The sequence below is a fragment of the Dellaglioa sp. CoH-57-MRSF-20 genome (assembly GCF_056781955.1).
In genome coordinates this window covers 1-19,898 of sequence record NZ_JBXAXV010000009.1, presented here as the reverse complement: position 1 = coordinate 19,898, position 19,898 = coordinate 1, and the positions used below count along the sequence as shown (strand labels likewise).

The window sequence follows — 19,898 nt, the reverse complement described above, 5'->3', positions numbered from 1 at the left end:
GAGTAGCGAAGAGGCTAAACGCGGCGGACTGTAAATCCGCTCCTTCGGGTTCGGTGGTTCGAATCCACTCTCTTCCATTTTTTATAGGGGTATAGTTTAAAGGTAGAACTACGGTCTCCAAAACCGTCAGTGTGGGTTCAATTCCTACTACCCCTGCCATTTTTTGTTTTGGCGATATTGGCGAAGTGGTTAACGCACCGGATTGTGGCTCCGGCACGCGTGGGTTCGATTCCCACATGTCGCCTTTTATAAGGTTATATCAAGTAATAATTAATATGGCGGTATAGCCAAGTGGTAAGGCAGAGGTCTGCAAAACCTTCATCACCGGTTCAAATCCGGTTACCGCCTTACACGAGTTATGCCGGTGTGGCGGAATTGGCAGACGCGCTGGACTCAAAATCCAGTTCCAGCAATGGAGTATCGGTTCGACCCCGATCACCGGTATTATTAAGTATTATAGAGAGTATTAGAAAACATGAAAGCCCATTGATTGGGCTTTTTTTGTACGCTAAATTATGAAGAATAATACGAAATTATAGAAAGTTGAGCTTTTGTTGAACTTTTTTGGCTCTTCGTCAACTGTTGTTGGTGGATAATAGTATGAAAATTCTAATCACTTAATAATTAGAGTTTTTTTGGTATAAATTTTTAAGTGTATAAAATATTCTGGTATTGAAATCATATAATAATTTTTTAACTGATATATATACGTCTAACTTTTTAATTACATTTCAAACATCTTGATAGTAAATCATAGTGTACAACAATATATAGATAGTATATATTGTTGTACACTATATATTGTTGTTTTTAAGAGGATAATCAAGTAACATATATTTATTGCTGTAAGAAAAGGAAGGTCACTTATGAAAAAAGTAGAGGTAAAGTTAGATATGCAAGTGCCTGACATATTTGAAAAGCGTGATGGTCGAAAAGTTGATTTTGCATTACGTAAAGTTTTAAGTAGTACTTTGCGTCGATTAAATAGTAAAAAAAATCAAGAAAGCTATCAGGAATTACTATTACATAAATTAAGTAATTATCAAAAAATTAATGCCCAAACGATGTATGGCTTAGTTATAGCTACATATCGTGAATTAGGCTACCGTGATGCATTGGATAGCTTTCAGGAATATAGAATAAATGATGAAAAATTGTGGAAAGAGCAAACTGATCCAGCTGGTCGTTTGGATAAATTATTAAATAAAGATGATACAATTGTTCATGAAAATGCTAATAAGGATAGCAATGTATTCAATACACAACGTGATTTGACGGCTGGGACAGTGGGTAAAACTTTGGGATTAAAATTAATGCCTGAATCACTAGCTAAAGCACATTTACGTGGTTCAATTCATTATCATGATTTAGATTACACACCCTGGAGTCCTATGACTAACTGCTGTCTGATTGATTTTAAAGAGATGTTAACAAATGGATTTAAAATAGGAAATGCTGAAGTTGAAAGTCCTCATTCAATTCAGACCGCAACTGCGCAAATGGCACAAATTATTGCTAATGTAGCCTCAAGTCAGTATGGTGGTTGTTCTGCAGATAGGGTGGATGAGTTACTAGCGCCATTTGCTGAATTAAATTATAAGAAGCATTTAATAGATGCAAAAGTATGGATTGGGAATCCAATAAAACAGATAGAATTTGCTAAACTTAAAACAAGCAAAGATATTTATGATGCCATGCAAGGATTAGAGTATGAAATCAATACTTTATTCTCTTCGCAAGGACAGACGCCGTTTACTACGTTAGGTTTTGGGTTGGGTGAAAGTTGGATTGAACGAGAAATTCAAATCTCAATTTTAAAAATTAGAATAAAAGGATTAGGTCGTGAGCATCGTACGGCAATATTTCCTAAATTAGTATTTACAATAAAAAAGGATTTAAACTTTAAACATGGGGACCCTAACTACGATATTAAGGCCTTAGCTGTTGATTGTGCTACGAAGAGAATGTACCCTGACATATTAATGTATGACAAGATAAAAGAGCTTACGGGCAGTTTCAAGGTACCTATGGGCTGTCGTAGCTTTCTGCAAGGATGGAAAGATAAAAATGGTAATGAAGTCAATTCTGGGCGTATGAATTTAGGCGTTGTTACAGTTAATTTACCACGAATTGCTTTGGAATCCGAAGGTAATATTGATTTATTTTGGGATATCTTTAAAGAGAGGATGCAGGTTTGTAAAGAGGCATTAGTCTTTAAAGTTAACCGTGTCAAGGAAGCTATCCCAGAGAATGCACCCATTCTATATCAACATGGTGCTTTTGGCGAAAGGTTAAAAGCAGACGGAGATGTTGATGATTTATTCAAGAATCGTCGCGCTACGGTCTCATTAGGTTATATTGGACTATATGAAGTTGGAACTGTTTTTTTTGGACCTAATTGGGAAAAAAATGAAAAGGCGCATAATTTTACGATTGACATCGTTAAACGCCTCAAGGAGTATTGTACAGATTGGTCAGATGAATACGATTATCATTTTAGTGTTTATTCAACTCCTAGTGAATCCTTAACAGATCGTTTCTGTGTATTAGACACTGAAAAATTTGGTGAAATTAAAGATGTTACAGAAAAGGAATATTATACAAATAGTTTTCATTATGACGTTAGGAAAAATCCAACTCCGTTTGAAAAATTGTCGTTTGAAATGGAATATCCTAAATATGCATCAGGTGGATTTATTCATTACTGTGAATACCCAAATTTACGTCAAAATCCTAAGGCTTTAGAAGCAGTCTGGGATTGGGCTTATGATAAAATCGGCTATTTAGGAACTAATACCCCTATTGATCATTGTTATAAATGTGGTTTTGATGGTGAATTTAACCCAACTGAACGAGGATTTGAATGCCCTAAATGTCAAAATCATGATCCAAAAACATGTGATGTTGTTAAAAGGACATGTGGATACTTAGGTAATCCACAGCAACGTCCGATGGTTCATGGACGTCATAAAGAAATTGCTTCTCGTGTTAAAAATATGACTTTAGGAATGGTTGATGATGGAACGACAAAAGAGAGTTAAAGCACCACGAAATCCGAAACCTAAAGAATGGATTGCCAGTGAGTTAAGCCAACAGTATATTGCATCTTATAAACCATTTAATTTTGTTGATGGTGAAGGGGTTCGTTGTAGTTTATACGTTAGTGGCTGTTTATTTGCTTGTCCGGGTTGTTATAATAAGGCAGCGCAAAATTTTAGATATGGGACACCATATACAAAAGAGCTTGAAGATCAAATAATAACTGATTTAAGCGAAGACTATTGCCAAGGATTAACTTTATTAGGCGGAGAGCCTTTTGTTAACACGCAGGTTTGTTTAAGCTTAGTGAATCGTATTCATGATACTTATGGATGGACGAAAGATATCTGGTCTTGGACTGGTTATACATGGGATGAATTAATGCTTGAATCTGATGATAAACTTGAATTACTTTCAAAGATTGATATTTTAGTCGACGGTCGATTCGAATTACCAAAAAAAGATTTAACTTTGCAATTTAGAGGTAGCTCAAATCAAAGAATTATTGATGTTCAAAAATCATTAATTGCGGGTGAAGTTATTCTCTGGGATAAATTGTTAAGATAAAAAACTTGTCACAATACCTTGTATGTAAGGTGTTGTGACAAGTTTTTTTAATAATCATTTGGATTCGCGATAAGTGGTGAATAGTCATTCATATCAGAATCTCTATAGTCCCACCATTCTTCAGAATATCCGATAAAACCAGCAGTTATCATAGCGTTATTTAGTATATCGTAATTTATTTGTTGTTGAGGTGTTCGTTTATAATTTCTTCCAGCTCGTTCTGAAAAGTCGTCAAATTCACTTTGCATGTTAAGCTCGTGGCCATCCATATCACAGATAGTTAAATCAAATGTCACGCCTTTTTGATGACTGAAATTAGGATTTGGCTTCGCTACAAAATTAGGATCGGGATAAACGTCAAATAATTTTTTTTGAGCAGAGACTGGTCTGTAGGCGTCCCAAATTTTTAAACGATAGCCTTGAGTTTTGAGTAATTGACTTGCGATACCAAGTTTCTTAGCTGTTCCTGTTCTAGCGATTGCTGTAGAAAAGTCATAAATAATTTGGTTAGTAAAGTTGTCTTTTGTAGCATAGCGTAAATCTACAATAATATTAGGATCAATATCTTTAATATTTGTAAAACCGAGTTCAATTTCTGATAACATGATAGACCCTCCTAGCGAAGAATTTCGCCCATTTCATCATTATAATAAGAAAGTTTAGGAAATATAATTTTAACTGTAGTACCTTCATTTTTTGGAGATTCAATTTCTAATTGGTGACCTAATTTTTGACTTAGTTGATTTGCTAAATAAAGGCCTAATCCGGTTGCATTTTGGTTGAATTGACGCCCGTTATTCCCGGTAAATCCTTTGTCAAAAACGCGAGCTAAATCTGCGTTCGGGATACCAATGCCATTATCTTTAATGGCTAATATCGTTTCTTTTTCAGTATCTTTAAGAGAAATAACGATTTCACCATTATTTGGTGTGTATTTTAATGAATTGGTAATCACTTGATTTAAGATAAAACGTAGCCATTTTGAATCAGTTAGAACGGAAATATCTGTACTGTTAAAAACGAAACGAATATGTTTTGAAAAAAATAAGTTCATATTATCCCGAATGACAAGATTAACTACTTTTTTTAGTGAATCATCTTGAATTAAATAATCATTTGAAAAGCTATCTAAACGAGAATAATAAATCACTTGTTCAACAAAATTTTCAATGTTTTTTAATTCAATTTCAGTTTGCATGACTTGTTTTTCAGATAGCTTGCCATCAGATGTTTCAATTAGTAACTGAATAGCAGCTAAGGGAACTTTAATATCATGAATCCAAGCATTTAAAAAATCCTCTTGTTCTTGTTGTTTAGACAAGATATTATTTATTTGTATTTGATGATTGTTTAATAGGGCATTAACATAACCCTGATATAAACGTTGTTCATTGGAATGTGCACCATTAATAGGAATCAATAAATCTGCTGTTGCTGGATCAATTGGTAATTTAAATTTTTGGTACCATTGATGATTAATCCAGTAACGTGTTACAACAAAAATACTTGATATAATAACTACCAGAATATCTATATATAATAATGTAGATAAAACAATGTTATGGAATGGATCAAACCACAATACAAGATTAATTAAGAGAATAACTAGAAGGAAAAAGATGATTGTTGTAATTCTATCTGAAATGTACTTAAAAAATGTCATTAGTGTCTCCTAAGGGATAAGATAACCTTGTCCTACCTTTGTCTCGATAAAATTGGGTAATCCAGCTTGTGCTATTTTTTTACGAACGCGATTAATATTAACGGTTAACGTATTGTCATCAACAAAATGTTCGTCTTCCCAGAGTTCTCGAAGTAATTTTTCACGGCTAACAATTTTCCCTGTCTGACGCATTAAATATTGCAGTAACTGGTACTCATTTTTTGATAAATCAATAATTTTATCGTTAAATTTTGCAGTTCCATTTTGTAAATTCAAAAAAAGGCCATTATGCTCGAGTGTTTCTGGTCCCATTTCTGCGTAATTGTAAGTGCGTCGTAATAATGCAGAAATTTTTGCAACTAAAACTTCCATTGAGTAAGGTTTATTTACGAAGTCATCGCCACCCATATTCATTGCCATAACCATATCCATATTGGTATTTCGGCTTGAGATAAATATAATTGGTACATTTGATATTTCACGGATTTTTTTACACCAGTAAAAGCCATCAAAATCGGGTAAATTAATGTCTAATAAAACTAAATGTGGTTTTTTTTCAATGAATTCAAGATCAATTTCACTAAAATTATTAATTAAAATAGGGTTGAATCGCCATTTTGCTAGACTATCTGCAGTAATGTTGGCAATTGTTTTATCATCTTCAACAATCATTATACTAAACATATTATCACCTCTTTAAAGTAAGAACTATTTACCCTACAATACCGGTTTTTAGCATTAAATTCAAATAGATAAAAAGCGTAAATAAATATTGGCGTAATTATCCTATATATAGGATAATACTTGGTAATAGGAGAAATGAAATTATGACATTTATTGAAGTAGATCACGTTAAAAAAATTTATGGAATGAAGTTTAATAGATCGACTGCAATTGATAATATTTCGTTTGTAATTGATTCAGGAGAATTTGTTGGTATTATGGGACCATCTGGTGCAGGAAAAACGACGTTATTAAATATGATGTCGACTATTGATAAGCCAACTTTTGGACATGTTAGAATAGATAACCAGGATATAACACAATATAATGAAAAAAAATTGTCTGAGTTTAGAAGACAACAGTTAGGGTTTATTTTTCAAGATTTTAATTTACTTAATTCGTTGACTATCAAGGAAAATATAATTTTGCCCTTAGCATTGGATAAAGTAAATGTAGAAATAATTGAGGCAAAACTTGCTAATATTGCTAATATTTTAAATTTAAATAATATTTTAAAACATTTTCCAAATGAAATTTCAATTGGTCAACAGCAGAGGGTTGCAGTTGCACGAGCTATTATAACGGCACCCAAAATGTTATTCGCAGATGAACCGACAGGAAGTCTAGATTCAAAAGCAGCTACGGAACTATTGAAGTATTTAACAGACGTGAATGAAAAGCAAAAGATGACGCTCATGATGGTAACTCATGATGCATTTACAGCTAGTTATTGTAAAAGAATTATTTTTATTAAAGATGGGAATATCTTTGCCGAAATTAGGCGAGATGGCTCTAGAAAAGAATTTTTCCAAAAAATAATTGATATGCAAGCAGCTATTGGTGGGGGAAAGCAATGAAACCACTAGTGAATATTGTTTTTAAAAGTATTTGGCGCAGTTTATGGGATTATTTAATTTACATTATTGCTAGTGCGATAGCAGTTACAGTTTATTTTTCATTTTTGTCAATGTCAATTAACAAAGAGTTAACACAAAATGCGCGCGTAGAGTTACCAATTTCTGTTACTTTACGTATTAGTAGTTTTTTAATTTTGATTTTTATTGCTTGTTTCATGATGTACACTAATCTTTTTGTGGCGAAACGGCGAGAAAAAGAAATTGCTGTTTACCATCTTCTTGGAGTGAAAAAAAAAGAAATTGCGACAATGCTATTTATTGAAAATTTAATTCTAGGTAATATAGCATTACTGATTGGTTTAGTGGTTGGTGCGATCTTTTCTAAATTATTTGCTATGATTTTGTTGAGGGCTATGTTTATTGTGGCAGATACCAATATTATTATATCTTGGCATAGTTTAATTAGTACAATAGTTATCTTTAACGTTATCTTTTTAATGATGTCAACTGTTAATGCAAGTGTTATTTATCGTAAACAATTAGTTTCATTGTTTAAAAATAGTGATAATGCCAGTGTCGAAAAATTTGGACCATTTAAACGATTTATGGCTATCATTAGTATCTTTTTTATTATTGTACCTTTATTTATGGCAGTAAATTTTGAAAATTTGGGACCTATTTTTAATGTTTGGTTACGTAAAAATGATTATTTTTTAGCAGTATTGATTATTGCAATTATGATTATCTTAGGGACTCTTTTGATTTTTAATTATTTGGTGCCGATAATGATAAGTATGATACAAAAATGGCGACATTTTATGTATCGGGGTGGTAGGCTACTTGCTTTTTCTAATTTAAAAGTCAGTTTAAGACAAAATAAGGTCATCTTAAGTTTAATGACTTTATTAATAATGTTCTCTTTATCTGTATTTATTGGAGTGGCTACGTTGTATTCATATTCCCAAAAAACAATTGATCAAGTGGCACCAGCTCATTTTATTACGGACGATTATCATTTAAAAACTGTAAAAAAAGTATTAAAACAAAACAATTTAATAGTGAAACAGCAAGTAAGTGGACATCTTAAAATTGTACCGATGAAAACAAGTGTTCAATTAAAAGCAAATAATCAAAGTGAAGCTAAAATTGTGCCAATTACAATAATGTCAGAAACAGATTATAATCATGCGCGTAAAATTCAAGATGATTTAGAACCGATTAAGATTAAATCGAATGAGACAGTTATGATTTTACACAAGTTAGCAAGATATCAAATTAATGATGATAACCAGCTCATTCAATTTAAGCAAAAATCAATGAACAAATTAAAGATAAAAACATACTTAAGTACGTTTCCGTATGGTGAAATACATTACATTCAAAATTTGTTAATTGTTAAAGATAGTGTCTACAAACGTGTTGATAGCAACACAAAATATGGACTTACAGCTATTAATATTAAAAATTATCAGGAATTTGCACAATCTAAAAATGATTTCGGACATAAATTAGATAATCAATCTAAAGAACAGACCTATTTGCAGCAGACAGGGACAACATTATCGAATGTCCGTTATAAATTTTCTAATCAAATTAAGTCAAACTACCATTATCGAAATTTGGGTGTGAGAAATCAAGTTGAAAAAAATGTTAACGAATTAGATGGGTTTTATATTTATATAGCATGTTTTATTAGTATTATTTTAGTATTAGCAACTTGTAGTATTTTAATGTTACAACAAATGATAGATCTTAGACAAAATCAAAAAACTTATTCACTAATGCAAAGTCTAGGTGTGACCAAAAAAGAGATTAAGCGAATTATTTATCAGCAAACAGCCAGTTTATTTTTAATTCCGGTTATTTTAGGATCGATAGAAGCAATATTTACTTTTAATATTTATGTCGCATTATTTGATCAACCTAACCTAAATGTTCTCATTTTCTTCTGGGGGACCTTCTATGTGATGTATTTAGGCTTATTTTTAATTACCGTGAGAGTGTTGAATCGGATAATAAATAACAGAGTTTAAGAACGGTTAAATGATTAATAGCCTAAAAGTTAGAAAACTTTTTAGGCTATTTTTTGGTTGGAAATTAAACATTTTTGGGGAATAACTATTGTAAAAAAATAGCTAATTAATGACTTGTTTGAGTCATTAATTAGCTATTAATATCGTTTGTGGAATACGGATTGTTTTTAACTAATTGGATTAATCTTTTATATTAATTAATTCATTAACAGAATACACTGCGTCTATGGGAGTAATTTGAAACTCACTTTCATAGTACTTTAACTGTTTATAATTTGACGTTTTACGCCAATTAATAAAATCAGATTGTTGCTTCCAAATTGTTAAAAAAACATAATTATAACCTTTAGATAAAGACTGTAATGTGTAAAAAGAAATGATACCAGTTGGTTTTGTTTGTTCATTAATAAAAGTTTGTACTTGAGCTAAGTAAACTTTACTTTCTTCATCGCTCAAAGTAATATATTTAAAATGATAAAAACCTTGCCATGAATCCATTCCTACATGATATCGAACACGGAAGTCTAATCCAGAGTAGAAAATAGAATTATCATCTGATGTGTCTAATAAGTAAGAATTATTGTACTTATTAATTGGATTAAGTAGAATAAATGATCGGGATGGATTATTTCGAATTATAGACTTTAAAAAATATTCAGCGCCTAATGCTGTGTTTATATGATTTAACAAAGATACATCTCCCATTTACTTTAATTCATTATTAAGTATAGCCCAAAAAAAGGTATAATAGAGTCAAAAGTAACAGGAAGGACAATTAAAAATGAAGTTGACAATTTTAGGATTCTATGGGGGTTATCCTGCCCATACAGTTGGAACTAGTTCATATTTAATTCAGAGTAATGGTTTTAATTTATTGTTGGACTGTGGAAGTGGAGCAATGCTTAGTCTAGAACCTAAACTAGATTCCTTGAAGTTAGATGCAGTTGTTTTATCACATTATCATCAGGATCATATCGCAGATGTCGGCGTTTTACAGTATAGCTGGCAGATTAACGGTGAACAAGTGAAGCAACCACTTCCTATTTATGGGCCATCTATTGATCAAGAAGCATTAGCAAAATTAACTTGGGCAAATGCGACAATTGGAATAGGATATAAGAATAAAGAAGTTATAGACATTGGGCCTTTTACTTTTGAATTTTTAGAAACAATTCACCCAGTGCCTACATATGCTATGAGAATAACGGAACGGGCAACTGGGAAGGTCTTTGTTTTTACAGCTGATACGGCGTATGACGAAAAATTAAATGAAATTAGTCAAAATGCAGATATATTAATGACCGATACAAACTTTTTTGATGATAAAATTGGCAAAAAATGGCATATGACATCTACCGAGTCTGGAAAGTTTGCTCGTTTAAATAATGCTAAAAGATTAATTTTAACGCATTTACCAGCAAATGGTTCCCACGAATTATTAAAAGAACAAGCTGAATTATCAGCTGGCAATAATATCGATATAATACTCGCAAAAAAATATTTAGAACTAATTTTGTAATCGGATACATATTGTTAAATTTTTTTAACAATATGTATCTTTTTTTTGAAAAATAAAATAATGATAAGATTGTTGCAAATAAACGATTAAGTGCGTGTTACGTACTTTTAGTAAGTATATATCGAGTGTAAAGTATATTAAATAATTGAGATAGCAAATTATTTTTCATTCAATAAATAATAATAACTATAAAATATATGTAATATCATACTCGAAATATAAAAAACAATATCAAAAATGATGTCATTTAATCATTTAATAATGAACACAAATGAATTAAATGTATTATTAGTAAAAATATTAATTAGTAAATTTTTTTAATAAAATGGTAGTAATTTGTTTGATAATAAGTTACAATTGTTTTATAGGAATTGATAAATTTTTTATTAAAAGGAGAGAGCGCATATGGTAACTTTATATACTTCACCAAGTTGTACATCTTGTCGAAAAGCACGTGCATGGCTTAAGGAAAATAATATTCCATTCCAAGAACGTAATATTTTTTCTGAGCCTCTCAACATTGATGAAATTAAAACAATTTTGCAAATGACTGAAAATGGAACAGAAGAAGTTATTTCTAAACGCTCAAAAGTTTATCAGGAACTAGATATGGACTTAGACGATTTACCACTTCAAGAATTATTCTCATTAATTCAAGATAATCCTGGTTTATTACGTCGTCCTATTATTCTAGATGAAAAACGATTACAGGTTGGATATAACGAAGACGAAATTCGTCGCTTCTTACCAAGGGATGTACGTGCTTTAGAATTACAAAAGGCACAATTACTTGCTGGATTTTAATTAATTTAAAATTAAATAATATTGAAACATTAGTTTTTAATAAGGTAACATGGTAAAATTCAGGAAGACGCATTCCTGAATTTTTTTTATTTAGTTTAAACTACTTTACAAATAGTAAATTTTAGATAGAATTAAGGTCAAGTTATCAGAAAGATGGGTGATTAGTAATGAAAATGGAAAAAATAAATGAAAATACAATTCGTGTTTTAGTTGAAGATGAAGATTTATCTAAAAGAGGTATTACTGTTTTAGATTTATTAGGTAATAGAACTCAAATTGAAGATTTCTTTTATAGTATTTTACGCGAAGTAGACACGGAACATGAATTTGAAAATAATGAAGCAGTTACCTTCCAGGTATTACCTAATCGAGATGGCTTGGAGTTATTTATCAGTCGTGGAAAGCCAGACGAGACGCAAAATCCGAAAGAAATAAACATTTCTGATTTATCTGAGAATGATGATCTAGGAAGCTTTATAAAAGATAGATTAGCTGAGCTTGAAGACAGTGACAATGACTCACAAGATACTGTTGGATCGGGTTATAAAAAATCTGCTCAAACAAGAATGTTTGAATTTGGGGACTTCGAAGATTTTATTCAATTAGCTAAAATTTTTAGACCAACAAATACACAAAGCAATTTATTTAAAGTCCAAAATAAATATTTTTTAGAACTAATTTTTGATAAAGATAATACAACAAAAGAAACAATCGAAAATGATATAGCTGTCGCATTAGAGTATGCACAGGTTGTCTCATCGACAGGACCATTTATGGAAGAACGTGGTAAAAAGATTATGTCATCTGACGCACTCTCTGAGGCAAGAAGATACTTTAAATAAACAAACTAATCGAAAAAGGTTAGTTTGTTTTTTTGCGTATTTAAATTGTAACAAGGGGTAATTTGAATGATATTTGCAAAACAAGAACACGTAGATGAGTTGGTATGCGCAATAAATTTTAAGCAAAACAATAAATATTTTTGTCCTGGTTGCGGAGAGCGTGTTGTCTTTAAAGAAGGCCCGCAAAAACAAGCTCATTTTGCTCATTTTAAAAAGTCATGTCATTTTTTTTCAGAAGGTGAAACGAAAATACATGTCACAGGGAAAAATTTAATTAAAATGTGGGCAGAAAAAAGACATAAAAGAGCAGATATTGAGCAATATTTGCCTAAACTAAAGCAACGACCGGATGTTTTAATAAATTTAAAAAATAGCCAGTTAGTCGTAGAGTACCAATGCAGTCCGTTGACGCTAAAAGATTTTAACAAAAGGACTGACGGTTATAAACAAAATGGGTATCGTATTTTTTGGATTCTAGGGATGAAACATCGTTTAAATAAAAAATTAACACAACAACAAGCAATGTTTATAAATTTCCATAAAAATATTGGTTATTTCTTAGTATTTATCGATACTGAGCGACAGTGTTTAATTTTAAATTATGAATTATGGTTTGAAAATTTATATGGTATTCGTTACTGCACAAAAGTATTTAATGATGTAACAGACTTAATGGTATTTATCAAAAATAATTGTAGGAATAAAACTTTGAATTTGTCACCAGCAGACTTGTTCCGTCAATTGACTAAGTTAGAGAAAAATTGTTATTATTTGAATCATTATTTAAAGCAACAGATTGATTTTTGCTACATGCAGCGATATTATTTTATGGGATTTCCGATATATTGCTTGAGTCAGACGCGTCTTCCGCCAATCTATCGACATGATGACTTTTTTTGGAGAATTCGAGTTATTTTAGATTTGCAAAAATATACCACTGATGTTATTTCGAAAAAAGAGCTTGAGTTATTATTTAACCTGCAACAAAAAATCACAAAAACTCTTTTTGAAATGCCACTTGTTGGTCATCTAGCAATTAAACAAGTTAATAATGCATATATTAAGGGTTTAATTAAAAATCATATTTTAATACCAATTAAAGAATCCGAAAATTATCGAATTGACAATCAGATTGTATGGTCCAGTGATATATCGCTAAAAATGGAAAATTTACAGTTGAGGCATACATTTATTTCAAATTTTGATTAAAAATATGTTATCTTATAGGAGTAAATAAACGATATTCGGAGGCTTTTTATGACAGTAGCTAAGCAATTACCAAAGCGTGAAGAGGTACCAGAAAATTTAACGTGGGATGTAGAAAAAATATATGGTTCAGATTCATTATTTGAAGAGGATTACAAAAAAATTGAAGAATCTGTAGTAACTATCGCTAACTTTAAAGGTACATTGAGTCAAGATAGTACAACAATGTTACGTGGATTAGAAGCTATTTTGGCGCTTGAACGGATGCTCGAAAAAGTATACGTGTATGCGAATTTAAAAAATGATCAAGATACAGAAAATTCAACATATCAAGCTTTAAATTCAAGGGCTGGCGCCTTGGCAGCTAAGGTATCGGCTGCTATTTCTTGGTTTGAACCTGAAATTATTGCGATACCAGAGGATACTTTAAAGCAATTTATGTCTGATAATCCTGATTTAAAAGGCTATCGTCATTTTTTTGATAGTTTATTATTGGAGAAGGATCATGTCCTTTCGCATGCTGAAGAAACGCTCTTAGCTGGAGCAGGGGATATATTTAGCGCCTCTTCTAAAACGTTTGAAATACTGAACAATGCTGATTTGAAATTTCCAGTTGTTCAAGACGAACAAGGTAATGATGTTCAATTATCACAAGGTATTTATGGGGTCCTTCTAGAATCAACTTCTAGAAGTGTTAGAGAACAGGCCTTTAAAAAATTATATGAAGTCTATGGTCAATTTCAAAACACACTAGCTTCAACACTTTCAAGCCATGTTAAAGTTCATAACTATAGTGCACAAGTTCGACATTATAAAAGTGCCAGAGATGCGTCATTATCAAATAATCAGATACCTGAAGTTGTCTACAATACACTAATTGAGCAGGTTAATAAGAATTTACCGTTGTTACACCGTTATGTTGCATTACGTAAGAAAATTTTAAAAGTTGAAAAATTACATTCATACGATTTATATACACCAATAACAGGCGAACCCGCACTAAGTTACACGTATGATGAAGCGAAAAGTGAGGCATTAAAAGCCTTAGATAAAATGGGACCTGATTATCTAAGTCATGTTCAAGAGGCATTTGATAACCGTTGGATTGATGTTGTTGAAAATCAAGGTAAAAGAAGTGGTGCCTATTCATCAGGTATGTATGATACAGCACCATATATGTTATTAAACTGGCAAAATAATGTAAATAATCTTTATACATTGGTACATGAAATGGGACATAGTATTCATAGTTACTATACGCATCATAATCAGCCTTATTTGTATGGTGATTATCCAATTTTTTTAGCAGAAATTGCGTCAACAACTAATGAAAATACGTTAACACATTATTTATTAAAGACTCAAACAGATCCTAAGGTTAGGGCATTTTTACTTAATTATTATTTAGACGGGTTTAAAGGAACTATCTTCCGTCAAACACAATTTGCAGAATTTGAACATTGGATTCATGAGGAAGACGCGGTTGGAAACCCACTAACGGCTGATAAACTGTCTAAATACTATGCTGATTTAAATCAAAAATATTATGGAGAGAGTTTAGAACGTGATCCAGAAATTGCAATGGAATGGTCAAGAATTCCGCATTTTTATTATAATTATTATGTCTATCAATATGCAACAGGGTTTGCTGCTGCAACCACTTTATCTGAGGGAATCACTAGTGGAAAACCTGATGCATTAGAAAACTATTTGAATTATTTGAAAGCTGGGAGTTCAGATTTTCCAGTTGATGTCATGAAAAAAGCAGGTGTAGATATGACTAAGTCAGCATATCTAGTTAACGCATTTGCTGTATTTGAAGCAAGATTGAATGAATTAGAGGCATTATTACCTCAAATCTTAGAGAAATAAAAAATACGTAACTTAGTTAAAAAACTAAGCTACGTATTTTTATTTTATAAAACGTATAGTTGGTTTTGAGGGTTAATTGCTTGATGTAAGTCATTTTGAATATTAAAATCACCAGCACAAACTTTCGAAATATCTACTAAATCAGCATCTGGGAAGGATACACCACAGTCTAGACCATCAATATTATTAATGACGATTGTGGGATGCATTGTAACGTTCATATCATTGGCAATTTTTTGATCATTTTTAAATGATTTTTTTGCTAACACTGAATGTCTATCTTCATTAAACATTTCCCAGTTTAAGTTAACTTCTTTAGCAACTCGTTGAATGAGCTCTTCTGAGTAACAAGTGCTATCTTGAACTAAAGCCGCTTGAATTGCCATTAAGAAATCACGTCCACGTTTTTTTCCTTGAAAAAGAGCTGCTTTATAATCTAAAGCGGCTTGGTAAATTGACCCAGATAACACATTTCGAAGCGCTAAGTTACGTGTATCAAGATTTTTTTCAATCATGACATTGTGCACTGTTTGGATGTTTAACATGGGTACAAATTGGAATGAGATTTTTTGGGGAGATAGACGAATAAAGTCTAAAACCTTTTGTTCAGATTTGAAGCATTTTGTACCTAATGGGTTGACAAATAAATAAATTTCTAGCAAGAGTACTCCTCCAATTATAGTGATTAGATTTAAAATCGTGTGGGGTTTGATTTCATTTCTGTTTTAATAACTATTACCACTTTACCAAATTTTTTTTTTTTTTCAATTATTAACACTTAATTAATAACAGATATTATTAAAATTACTTGTTTTTTGAAAGATTTGGTAACATTGTGAGGTTAATTCGGAACTGAATCACTAATTTATGCTAAAATGAGATGAGTAAATTGAATAATAGAATAGAGTGATAAAATGGTAGAAGATTGGAAATATTTCTTTAGACCCTATGAACAGGCCGTTTCAGAAATGAAAATAAAAATGCGTGGTTTAAGAAAACAGTTCACGGGTATTGGTCAACATTCGCCAATTGAATTTGTGACAAGTCGGGTTAAATCAGTTGATAGTATTTTAGAGAAAATTGAACGACGTCAAATTTCTGAAGAACGTTTAGAAACTGACATGCAAGATATTGCGGGTATTCGCATTATGTGCCAATTTGTTGATGATATTTATCAGGTTGTTGACTTATTACGTTCTCGAAATGATATGACCGTTGTAGAAGAACGTGACTACATTACTAATAAAAAAGCGAGCGGTTATCGCTCATATCATATTGTACTTAAGTACCCGGTTCAAATGATAAATGGAGAAAAAAATGTACTTGTTGAAATTCAAATTCGCACGTTAGCTATGAATTTTTGGGCAACGATTGAGCACTCTTTAAATTATAAATATCAAGGAGAATTTCCTAGCCAATTAAATGCACGGCTCGAACGGGCAGCAGAGGCTGCGTTTAAATTAGACACTGAAATGTCCGAAATTAGAGAAGAGATTCAAGAAGCGCAGCATTTATTTTATGGTAAGGGTTTAAACAAAAAATAAACATTAGGTATCATGGGCGTCAGGAAAAGAGGGTTACGAATGAAAGTTGCTATTTTCGAAAATGATGGGGAAAAATCGCAAAAAGTTGGTAAAGAACTGTATCAAAAACTAACGGATGCACATATCGTAATTGATAATAGTCATCCTGAAATTGTGATTACGGTTGGTGGGGATGGAACTTTGCTTTCTGCTTTCAAACATTACCAAGATAACCTTGAAAACATTAGATTTGTTGGCGTACATACAGGGCATTTAGGTTTTTATACGGATTGGCGAGATGATGAAATTTCAGATTTAGTTACTAGTCTCCAATCAGATAATAAACAATCAATTAATTATCCATTATTAGATGTTAAAGTTGATTATTTTGATGCAGAATCAGAAAGATTTCTTGCATTAAATGAATCAACCTTAAAAAGGATTAACAATACAATGGTAACGGATGTTTATATTGGTGATCAGTTATTTGAAAAGTTTCGTGGAGATGGTTTGTGCATTTCTACGCCTACTGGATCTACTGCCTATAATAAATCGGTTGGTGGAGCGGTTATTCATCCCGAACTCGAGTCAATACAAATGGCAGAAATTGCGTCTATTAACAATCGTGTGTTTAGGACGCTAAGCTCACCAGTTATTGTGGCTTCAAATGATTGGATTACACTGAAACCAACACAAAGCAGTGACTTTGTTTTTAGTATAGACCAAGAAATCTATCATAATCGGCAAATTAAGGCAATTAAATATAAAATAGCGAAGGAACACATTTGTTTTGCCAAATATCGACATAATAATTTCTGGAAACGTGTAAATGAGGCGTTTATTGGTAGTGATTATGCAGATTGATTGGCAGTATACAGGGACGTCTCCTCAAAAAGTGAAGACTTTTCTGAAAAATGAAGGTGTATCTAGGCGATTACTTGCAACGCTTAAGTATTGTGGTGGTAAGCTATTAGTCAACGATAACGAGCAGTGGGCAATTGACTTCATTCAAACAAATGATAAAGTGAGTATTGTTCTACCAGCTGAGAAAAATAAAAATGAATTAAAAAAATCGTTTGTACCAATTGATATCGTTTTTGAAGATCGCGATTTTTTAATTATTAATAAACCAGCACATGTTGCCTCAATTCCTTCATATTTACATCCGGAGGATACCTTGATTAATCGTGTCGCAGGCTATTATCAAAATCGACATTTAAATGATTTTATTCCACATATTGCGACGCGACTTGATCGTGATACGAGTGGGTTAGTATTGTTTGCTAAACATCGATTTGCTCACGCTTTATTGGATCAACAGTTACAAAATCATCTAATTAAAAAGTACTATACAGCATTTGTCGAAGGACAGATTGAAACTCCGCATGGGACAATTGATGAGCCAATTATGCGTGATCCAGAATCATTCATTAAGAGGCAGGTTGGCCATGGGGAAGGTAGTCAAGTAGCTTTAACTGAGTATTGGTTAGAGAAATCTGTAAAAGGTATTAGTCAATATAAAATCCAATTACATACGGGGAGAACACATCAAATTCGTGTTCATTTTGCATCCACAGGGCATCCCTTAGTTGGTGATACATTGTATGGTGGGCATATAATTATGCCAATGCAACGCCAAGCGCTACACTGTAGTGAAATTGAGTTTTATCAACCATTTACACATGAACAGATAAATGTTCAGAGTCACCTTGCATCGGATATGCAAAAATTTATAAATAAAAAATAAACGAGGTATTCATCATGGTGGATACAGAAAAATATAACCAAATAAAAACTGAAGAAATTATTGATTCGCTTGAAAAGAATCAACAATATAATTTTCACAATGAATTTACAGATTTGCATGTTTATGAGCAAGCTGAGATTTTTTCAGTGCTTAATAAAGAGCAACGCCAAAAGGTGTATCAGTACCTGACGCCTAAGGAATTGAGTGACACATTTGATGCCGCTGAAGATGATCCGGAAGATGTTGTTAAATATTTTGATGAAATGTCTCTAAAGTATGTGGCTGAGTTATTAGATAATATGTACACTGATAATGAGGTTGACCTGTTGGGACAACTGGATCAGCATAAATTAGCGAGATATTTAGGTCTGATGGATAAAGATAAGGCCTATGAAATAAAAAGTCTGCTGCATTATGAAGATAAGACAGCTGGTGCTATTATGTCAACTGATTTTGCCTCAATAACCTCAGATCAAACAGTGAGTTCTGCAATGCGTACTTTAAGAGAAGAAGCAAGTGATGCGGAAACAATTTACTATGATTATGTTATTAATAATGATCAGCGTTTGATGGGGATTGTAACATTACGTAATTTATTAATGAGTAATGAGAAGGCGTTAATTGGAGATATCATGACGACACCAGTTATGTCTGTTAAAGCTGATGACGATCAAGCAGACGTTGCCAAGATGATTCGGGATTATAACTTTTTAGCAATGCCAGTTACAAATTATGATGAACAATTAATTGGTGTGATTACTGTTGATGATATTATTGATGTTATTGATGAAGAATCGGCTGAGGATTACTCTGGTTTGGCCGGTGTCGATACTGAAGATCAAACAGAAAATCCATTTAAAGCAGCATCAAAACGTTTGCCATGGTTGATAACGTTATTATTTTTAGGTATGTCAACGGCAAGTTTAGTTAGTCATTTTGAAGGGTTACTGAGTGAAGCAAGTATTTTAGCTGTCTTCATTTCATTGATTACAGGAACGGCCGGTAATGCCGGAACACAAAGTTTAGCTGTTGCTGTTCGACGCCTAGCTGTAAAAGATGACAATGAACAAAGTGTGCTTAGACTAATTATAAGTGAAGTTTTCACTGGATTAGTAATTGGGGTTGTAACGGGTATTTCCGTCACTTTAATTGTCGGACTCTGGAAGGGTAACTTTGTTCTCGGGATGGTGATAGGACTTGCAATGATGTGCGCTATTACGGTGGCAAATTTAGCGGGTAGTTTTATACCAATTTTAATGGATAAAATTGGTGTTGATCCAGCAGTTGCATCAGGGCCATTTATTTCGACATTGAGTGATTTAACTTCTGTGTTAATTTATTTTAGTATTGCACAAGTATTCTTAAAATTTTTTATTGCGACTTAAAGAAAAACTTAAAAAGGTTCCAACAACTTCAGATTGAGTGATGTAATAATCCCTTTATGGTTGTCAGATGAAATAATATAATTTCATCCGATAATCATGGAGGGATTTTTGTATGTCC

The 19,898-nt window shown here is 32.1% G+C and carries 18 protein-coding genes and 4 tRNA genes; 17 read left to right on the top strand and 5 right to left on the bottom strand.

Features of this window, described 5'->3' with window-relative positions:
- The first annotated feature begins 85 nt into the window (after positions 1 to 85).
- From AC1RPN_RS07640 to nrdG, 6 genes are all read left to right on the top strand, one after another.
- Positions 86 to 159, top strand: a tRNA-Trp gene (locus AC1RPN_RS07640).
- Positions 160 to 171: 12 nt separating this feature from the next.
- Positions 172 to 244, top strand: a tRNA-His gene (locus tag AC1RPN_RS07635).
- Positions 245 to 277: 33 nt separating this feature from the next.
- Positions 278 to 348, top strand: a tRNA-Cys gene (locus AC1RPN_RS07630).
- 12 nt (positions 349 to 360) lie between these two features.
- Positions 361 to 444 (top strand) — tRNA-Leu (locus tag AC1RPN_RS07625).
- 422 nt (positions 445 to 866) lie between these two features.
- Complete coding sequence (nrdD, locus tag AC1RPN_RS07620) at positions 867 to 3,041, top strand: anaerobic ribonucleoside-triphosphate reductase (RefSeq protein WP_481761980.1); 2,175 nt, start codon at positions 867 to 869, stop codon at positions 3,039 to 3,041.
- A complete protein-coding gene (gene nrdG, locus AC1RPN_RS07615; protein ID WP_481761979.1) occupies positions 3,016 to 3,606 on the top strand; it encodes an anaerobic ribonucleoside-triphosphate reductase activating protein in 591 nt (196 codons plus the stop codon). Before nrdD ends, nrdG begins: the two co-directional genes overlap by 26 nt.
- A 47-nt stretch (positions 3,607 to 3,653) precedes the next feature.
- Here the strand turns inward: nrdG and AC1RPN_RS07610 are convergent, their stop codons facing one another.
- The 3 genes from AC1RPN_RS07610 to AC1RPN_RS07600 are packed head-to-tail and all read right to left on the bottom strand — an operon-like array spanning position 3,654 to position 5,953.
- On the bottom strand, positions 3,654 to 4,211 hold the full coding sequence (locus tag AC1RPN_RS07610; protein WP_481761978.1) for a M15 family metallopeptidase: 558 nt from the start codon (positions 4,209 to 4,211) through the stop codon (positions 3,654 to 3,656).
- Between the two features lie 11 nt (positions 4,212 to 4,222).
- A complete protein-coding gene (locus tag AC1RPN_RS07605; RefSeq protein ID WP_481761977.1) occupies positions 4,223 to 5,269 on the bottom strand; it encodes a sensor histidine kinase in 1,047 nt (348 codons plus the stop codon).
- A 9-nt stretch (positions 5,270 to 5,278) separates the two neighbouring features.
- Entirely contained in the window at positions 5,279 to 5,953 is a 675-nt protein-coding gene (locus AC1RPN_RS07600) for a response regulator transcription factor (RefSeq protein WP_481761976.1), read from the bottom strand.
- Positions 5,954 to 6,093: 140 nt separating this feature from the next.
- Here AC1RPN_RS07600 and AC1RPN_RS07595 point away from each other — a divergent pair, with 140 nt between their 5' ends.
- Complete coding sequence (locus tag AC1RPN_RS07595; RefSeq protein WP_481761983.1) at positions 6,094 to 6,849, top strand: ABC transporter ATP-binding protein; 756 nt, start codon at positions 6,094 to 6,096, stop codon at positions 6,847 to 6,849.
- Positions 6,846 to 8,882, top strand: a complete 2,037-nt coding sequence (locus tag AC1RPN_RS07590) for an ABC transporter permease (protein WP_481761975.1) — start codon at positions 6,846 to 6,848, stop codon at positions 8,880 to 8,882. The genes AC1RPN_RS07595 and AC1RPN_RS07590 overlap by 4 nt, the downstream gene beginning before the upstream one ends.
- Positions 8,883 to 9,062: 180 nt before the next feature.
- Here the strand turns inward: AC1RPN_RS07590 and AC1RPN_RS07585 are convergent, their stop codons facing one another.
- On the bottom strand, positions 9,063 to 9,572 hold the full coding sequence (locus AC1RPN_RS07585) for an antibiotic biosynthesis monooxygenase (RefSeq protein WP_481761974.1): 510 nt from the start codon (positions 9,570 to 9,572) through the stop codon (positions 9,063 to 9,065).
- Positions 9,573 to 9,663: 91 nt separating this feature from the next.
- On the opposite strand from AC1RPN_RS07585, the gene AC1RPN_RS07580 reads away from it, so the two are divergent.
- From AC1RPN_RS07580 to pepF, 5 genes are all read left to right on the top strand, one after another.
- The gene (locus AC1RPN_RS07580) at positions 9,664 to 10,401 is read left to right on the top strand and encodes an MBL fold metallo-hydrolase (RefSeq protein ID WP_481761973.1); all 738 of its coding nucleotides are present in this window, start codon (positions 9,664 to 9,666) and stop codon (positions 10,399 to 10,401) included.
- A gap of 405 nt (positions 10,402 to 10,806) precedes the next feature.
- Positions 10,807 to 11,205, top strand: coding sequence for a transcriptional regulator SpxA (spxA, locus tag AC1RPN_RS07575; RefSeq protein ID WP_481761972.1), 399 nt, complete (start codon positions 10,807 to 10,809; stop codon positions 11,203 to 11,205).
- 167 nt (positions 11,206 to 11,372) lie between these two features.
- Positions 11,373 to 12,047: an adaptor protein MecA gene (locus tag AC1RPN_RS07570; RefSeq protein ID WP_481761971.1), complete on the top strand. Its 675-nt coding sequence runs from the start codon at positions 11,373 to 11,375 to the stop codon at positions 12,045 to 12,047.
- A gap of 66 nt (positions 12,048 to 12,113) precedes the next feature.
- The gene (locus AC1RPN_RS07565) at positions 12,114 to 13,256 is read left to right on the top strand and encodes a competence protein CoiA (RefSeq protein WP_481761970.1); all 1,143 of its coding nucleotides are present in this window, start codon (positions 12,114 to 12,116) and stop codon (positions 13,254 to 13,256) included.
- A 48-nt stretch (positions 13,257 to 13,304) separates the two neighbouring features.
- Positions 13,305 to 15,125 carry an oligoendopeptidase F gene (pepF, locus tag AC1RPN_RS07560; RefSeq protein WP_481761969.1) on the top strand — a complete coding sequence of 607 codons (1,821 nt, stop codon included), beginning with the start codon at positions 13,305 to 13,307 and terminating at the stop codon, positions 15,123 to 15,125.
- 44 nt (positions 15,126 to 15,169) lie between these two features.
- Here pepF and AC1RPN_RS07555 read toward each other — a convergent pair whose 3' ends face one another.
- The gene (locus AC1RPN_RS07555) at positions 15,170 to 15,787 is read right to left on the bottom strand and encodes a DsbA family protein (RefSeq protein WP_481761968.1); all 618 of its coding nucleotides are present in this window, start codon (positions 15,785 to 15,787) and stop codon (positions 15,170 to 15,172) included.
- Positions 15,788 to 16,039: 252 nt separating this feature from the next.
- Between AC1RPN_RS07555 and yjbM the strand changes: the two genes are divergently transcribed.
- From yjbM to mgtE, 4 genes are read left to right on the top strand one after another with little or no spacing between them, the layout of a single operon-like run.
- Positions 16,040 to 16,669, top strand: a complete 630-nt coding sequence (gene yjbM, locus AC1RPN_RS07550; RefSeq protein ID WP_481761967.1) for a GTP diphosphokinase — start codon at positions 16,040 to 16,042, stop codon at positions 16,667 to 16,669.
- A 39-nt stretch (positions 16,670 to 16,708) separates the two neighbouring features.
- The gene (locus tag AC1RPN_RS07545) at positions 16,709 to 17,512 is read left to right on the top strand and encodes an NAD kinase (RefSeq protein ID WP_481761966.1); all 804 of its coding nucleotides are present in this window, start codon (positions 16,709 to 16,711) and stop codon (positions 17,510 to 17,512) included.
- Positions 17,502 to 18,395, top strand: a complete 894-nt coding sequence (locus AC1RPN_RS07540; protein WP_481761982.1) for an RluA family pseudouridine synthase — start codon at positions 17,502 to 17,504, stop codon at positions 18,393 to 18,395. Before AC1RPN_RS07545 ends, AC1RPN_RS07540 begins: the two co-directional genes overlap by 11 nt.
- A 17-nt stretch (positions 18,396 to 18,412) precedes the next feature.
- Complete coding sequence (gene mgtE / locus AC1RPN_RS07535; RefSeq protein WP_481761981.1) at positions 18,413 to 19,780, top strand: magnesium transporter; 1,368 nt, start codon at positions 18,413 to 18,415, stop codon at positions 19,778 to 19,780.
- Positions 19,781 to 19,898 lie beyond the last annotated feature (118 nt).

What these genes read in the sequence shown, in the direction of transcription:
- nrdD (WP_481761980.1), top strand. Translation starts at nt 867, where the DNA reads ATGAAAAAAGTAGAGGTAAAGTTAGATATGCAAGTGCCTGACATATTT.
- nrdG (WP_481761979.1), top strand. Translation starts at nt 3,016, where the DNA reads ATGATGGAACGACAAAAGAGAGTTAAAGCACCACGAAATCCGAAACCT.
- AC1RPN_RS07610 (WP_481761978.1), bottom strand. Translation starts at nt 4,211, where the DNA reads ATGTTATCAGAAATTGAACTCGGTTTTACAAATATTAAAGATATTGAT.
- AC1RPN_RS07605 (WP_481761977.1), bottom strand. Translation starts at nt 5,269, where the DNA reads ATGACATTTTTTAAGTACATTTCAGATAGAATTACAACAATCATCTTT.
- AC1RPN_RS07600 (WP_481761976.1), bottom strand. Translation starts at nt 5,953, where the DNA reads ATGTTTAGTATAATGATTGTTGAAGATGATAAAACAATTGCCAACATT.
- AC1RPN_RS07590 (WP_481761975.1), top strand. Translation starts at nt 6,846, where the DNA reads ATGAAACCACTAGTGAATATTGTTTTTAAAAGTATTTGGCGCAGTTTA.
- AC1RPN_RS07580 (WP_481761973.1), top strand. Translation starts at nt 9,664, where the DNA reads ATGAAGTTGACAATTTTAGGATTCTATGGGGGTTATCCTGCCCATACA.
- spxA (WP_481761972.1), top strand. Translation starts at nt 10,807, where the DNA reads ATGGTAACTTTATATACTTCACCAAGTTGTACATCTTGTCGAAAAGCA.
- AC1RPN_RS07570 (WP_481761971.1), top strand. Translation starts at nt 11,373, where the DNA reads ATGAAAATGGAAAAAATAAATGAAAATACAATTCGTGTTTTAGTTGAA.
- AC1RPN_RS07565 (WP_481761970.1), top strand. Translation starts at nt 12,114, where the DNA reads ATGATATTTGCAAAACAAGAACACGTAGATGAGTTGGTATGCGCAATA.
- pepF (WP_481761969.1), top strand. Translation starts at nt 13,305, where the DNA reads ATGACAGTAGCTAAGCAATTACCAAAGCGTGAAGAGGTACCAGAAAAT.
- yjbM (WP_481761967.1), top strand. Translation starts at nt 16,040, where the DNA reads ATGGTAGAAGATTGGAAATATTTCTTTAGACCCTATGAACAGGCCGTT.
- AC1RPN_RS07545 (WP_481761966.1), top strand. Translation starts at nt 16,709, where the DNA reads ATGAAAGTTGCTATTTTCGAAAATGATGGGGAAAAATCGCAAAAAGTT.
- AC1RPN_RS07540 (WP_481761982.1), top strand. Translation starts at nt 17,502, where the DNA reads ATGCAGATTGATTGGCAGTATACAGGGACGTCTCCTCAAAAAGTGAAG.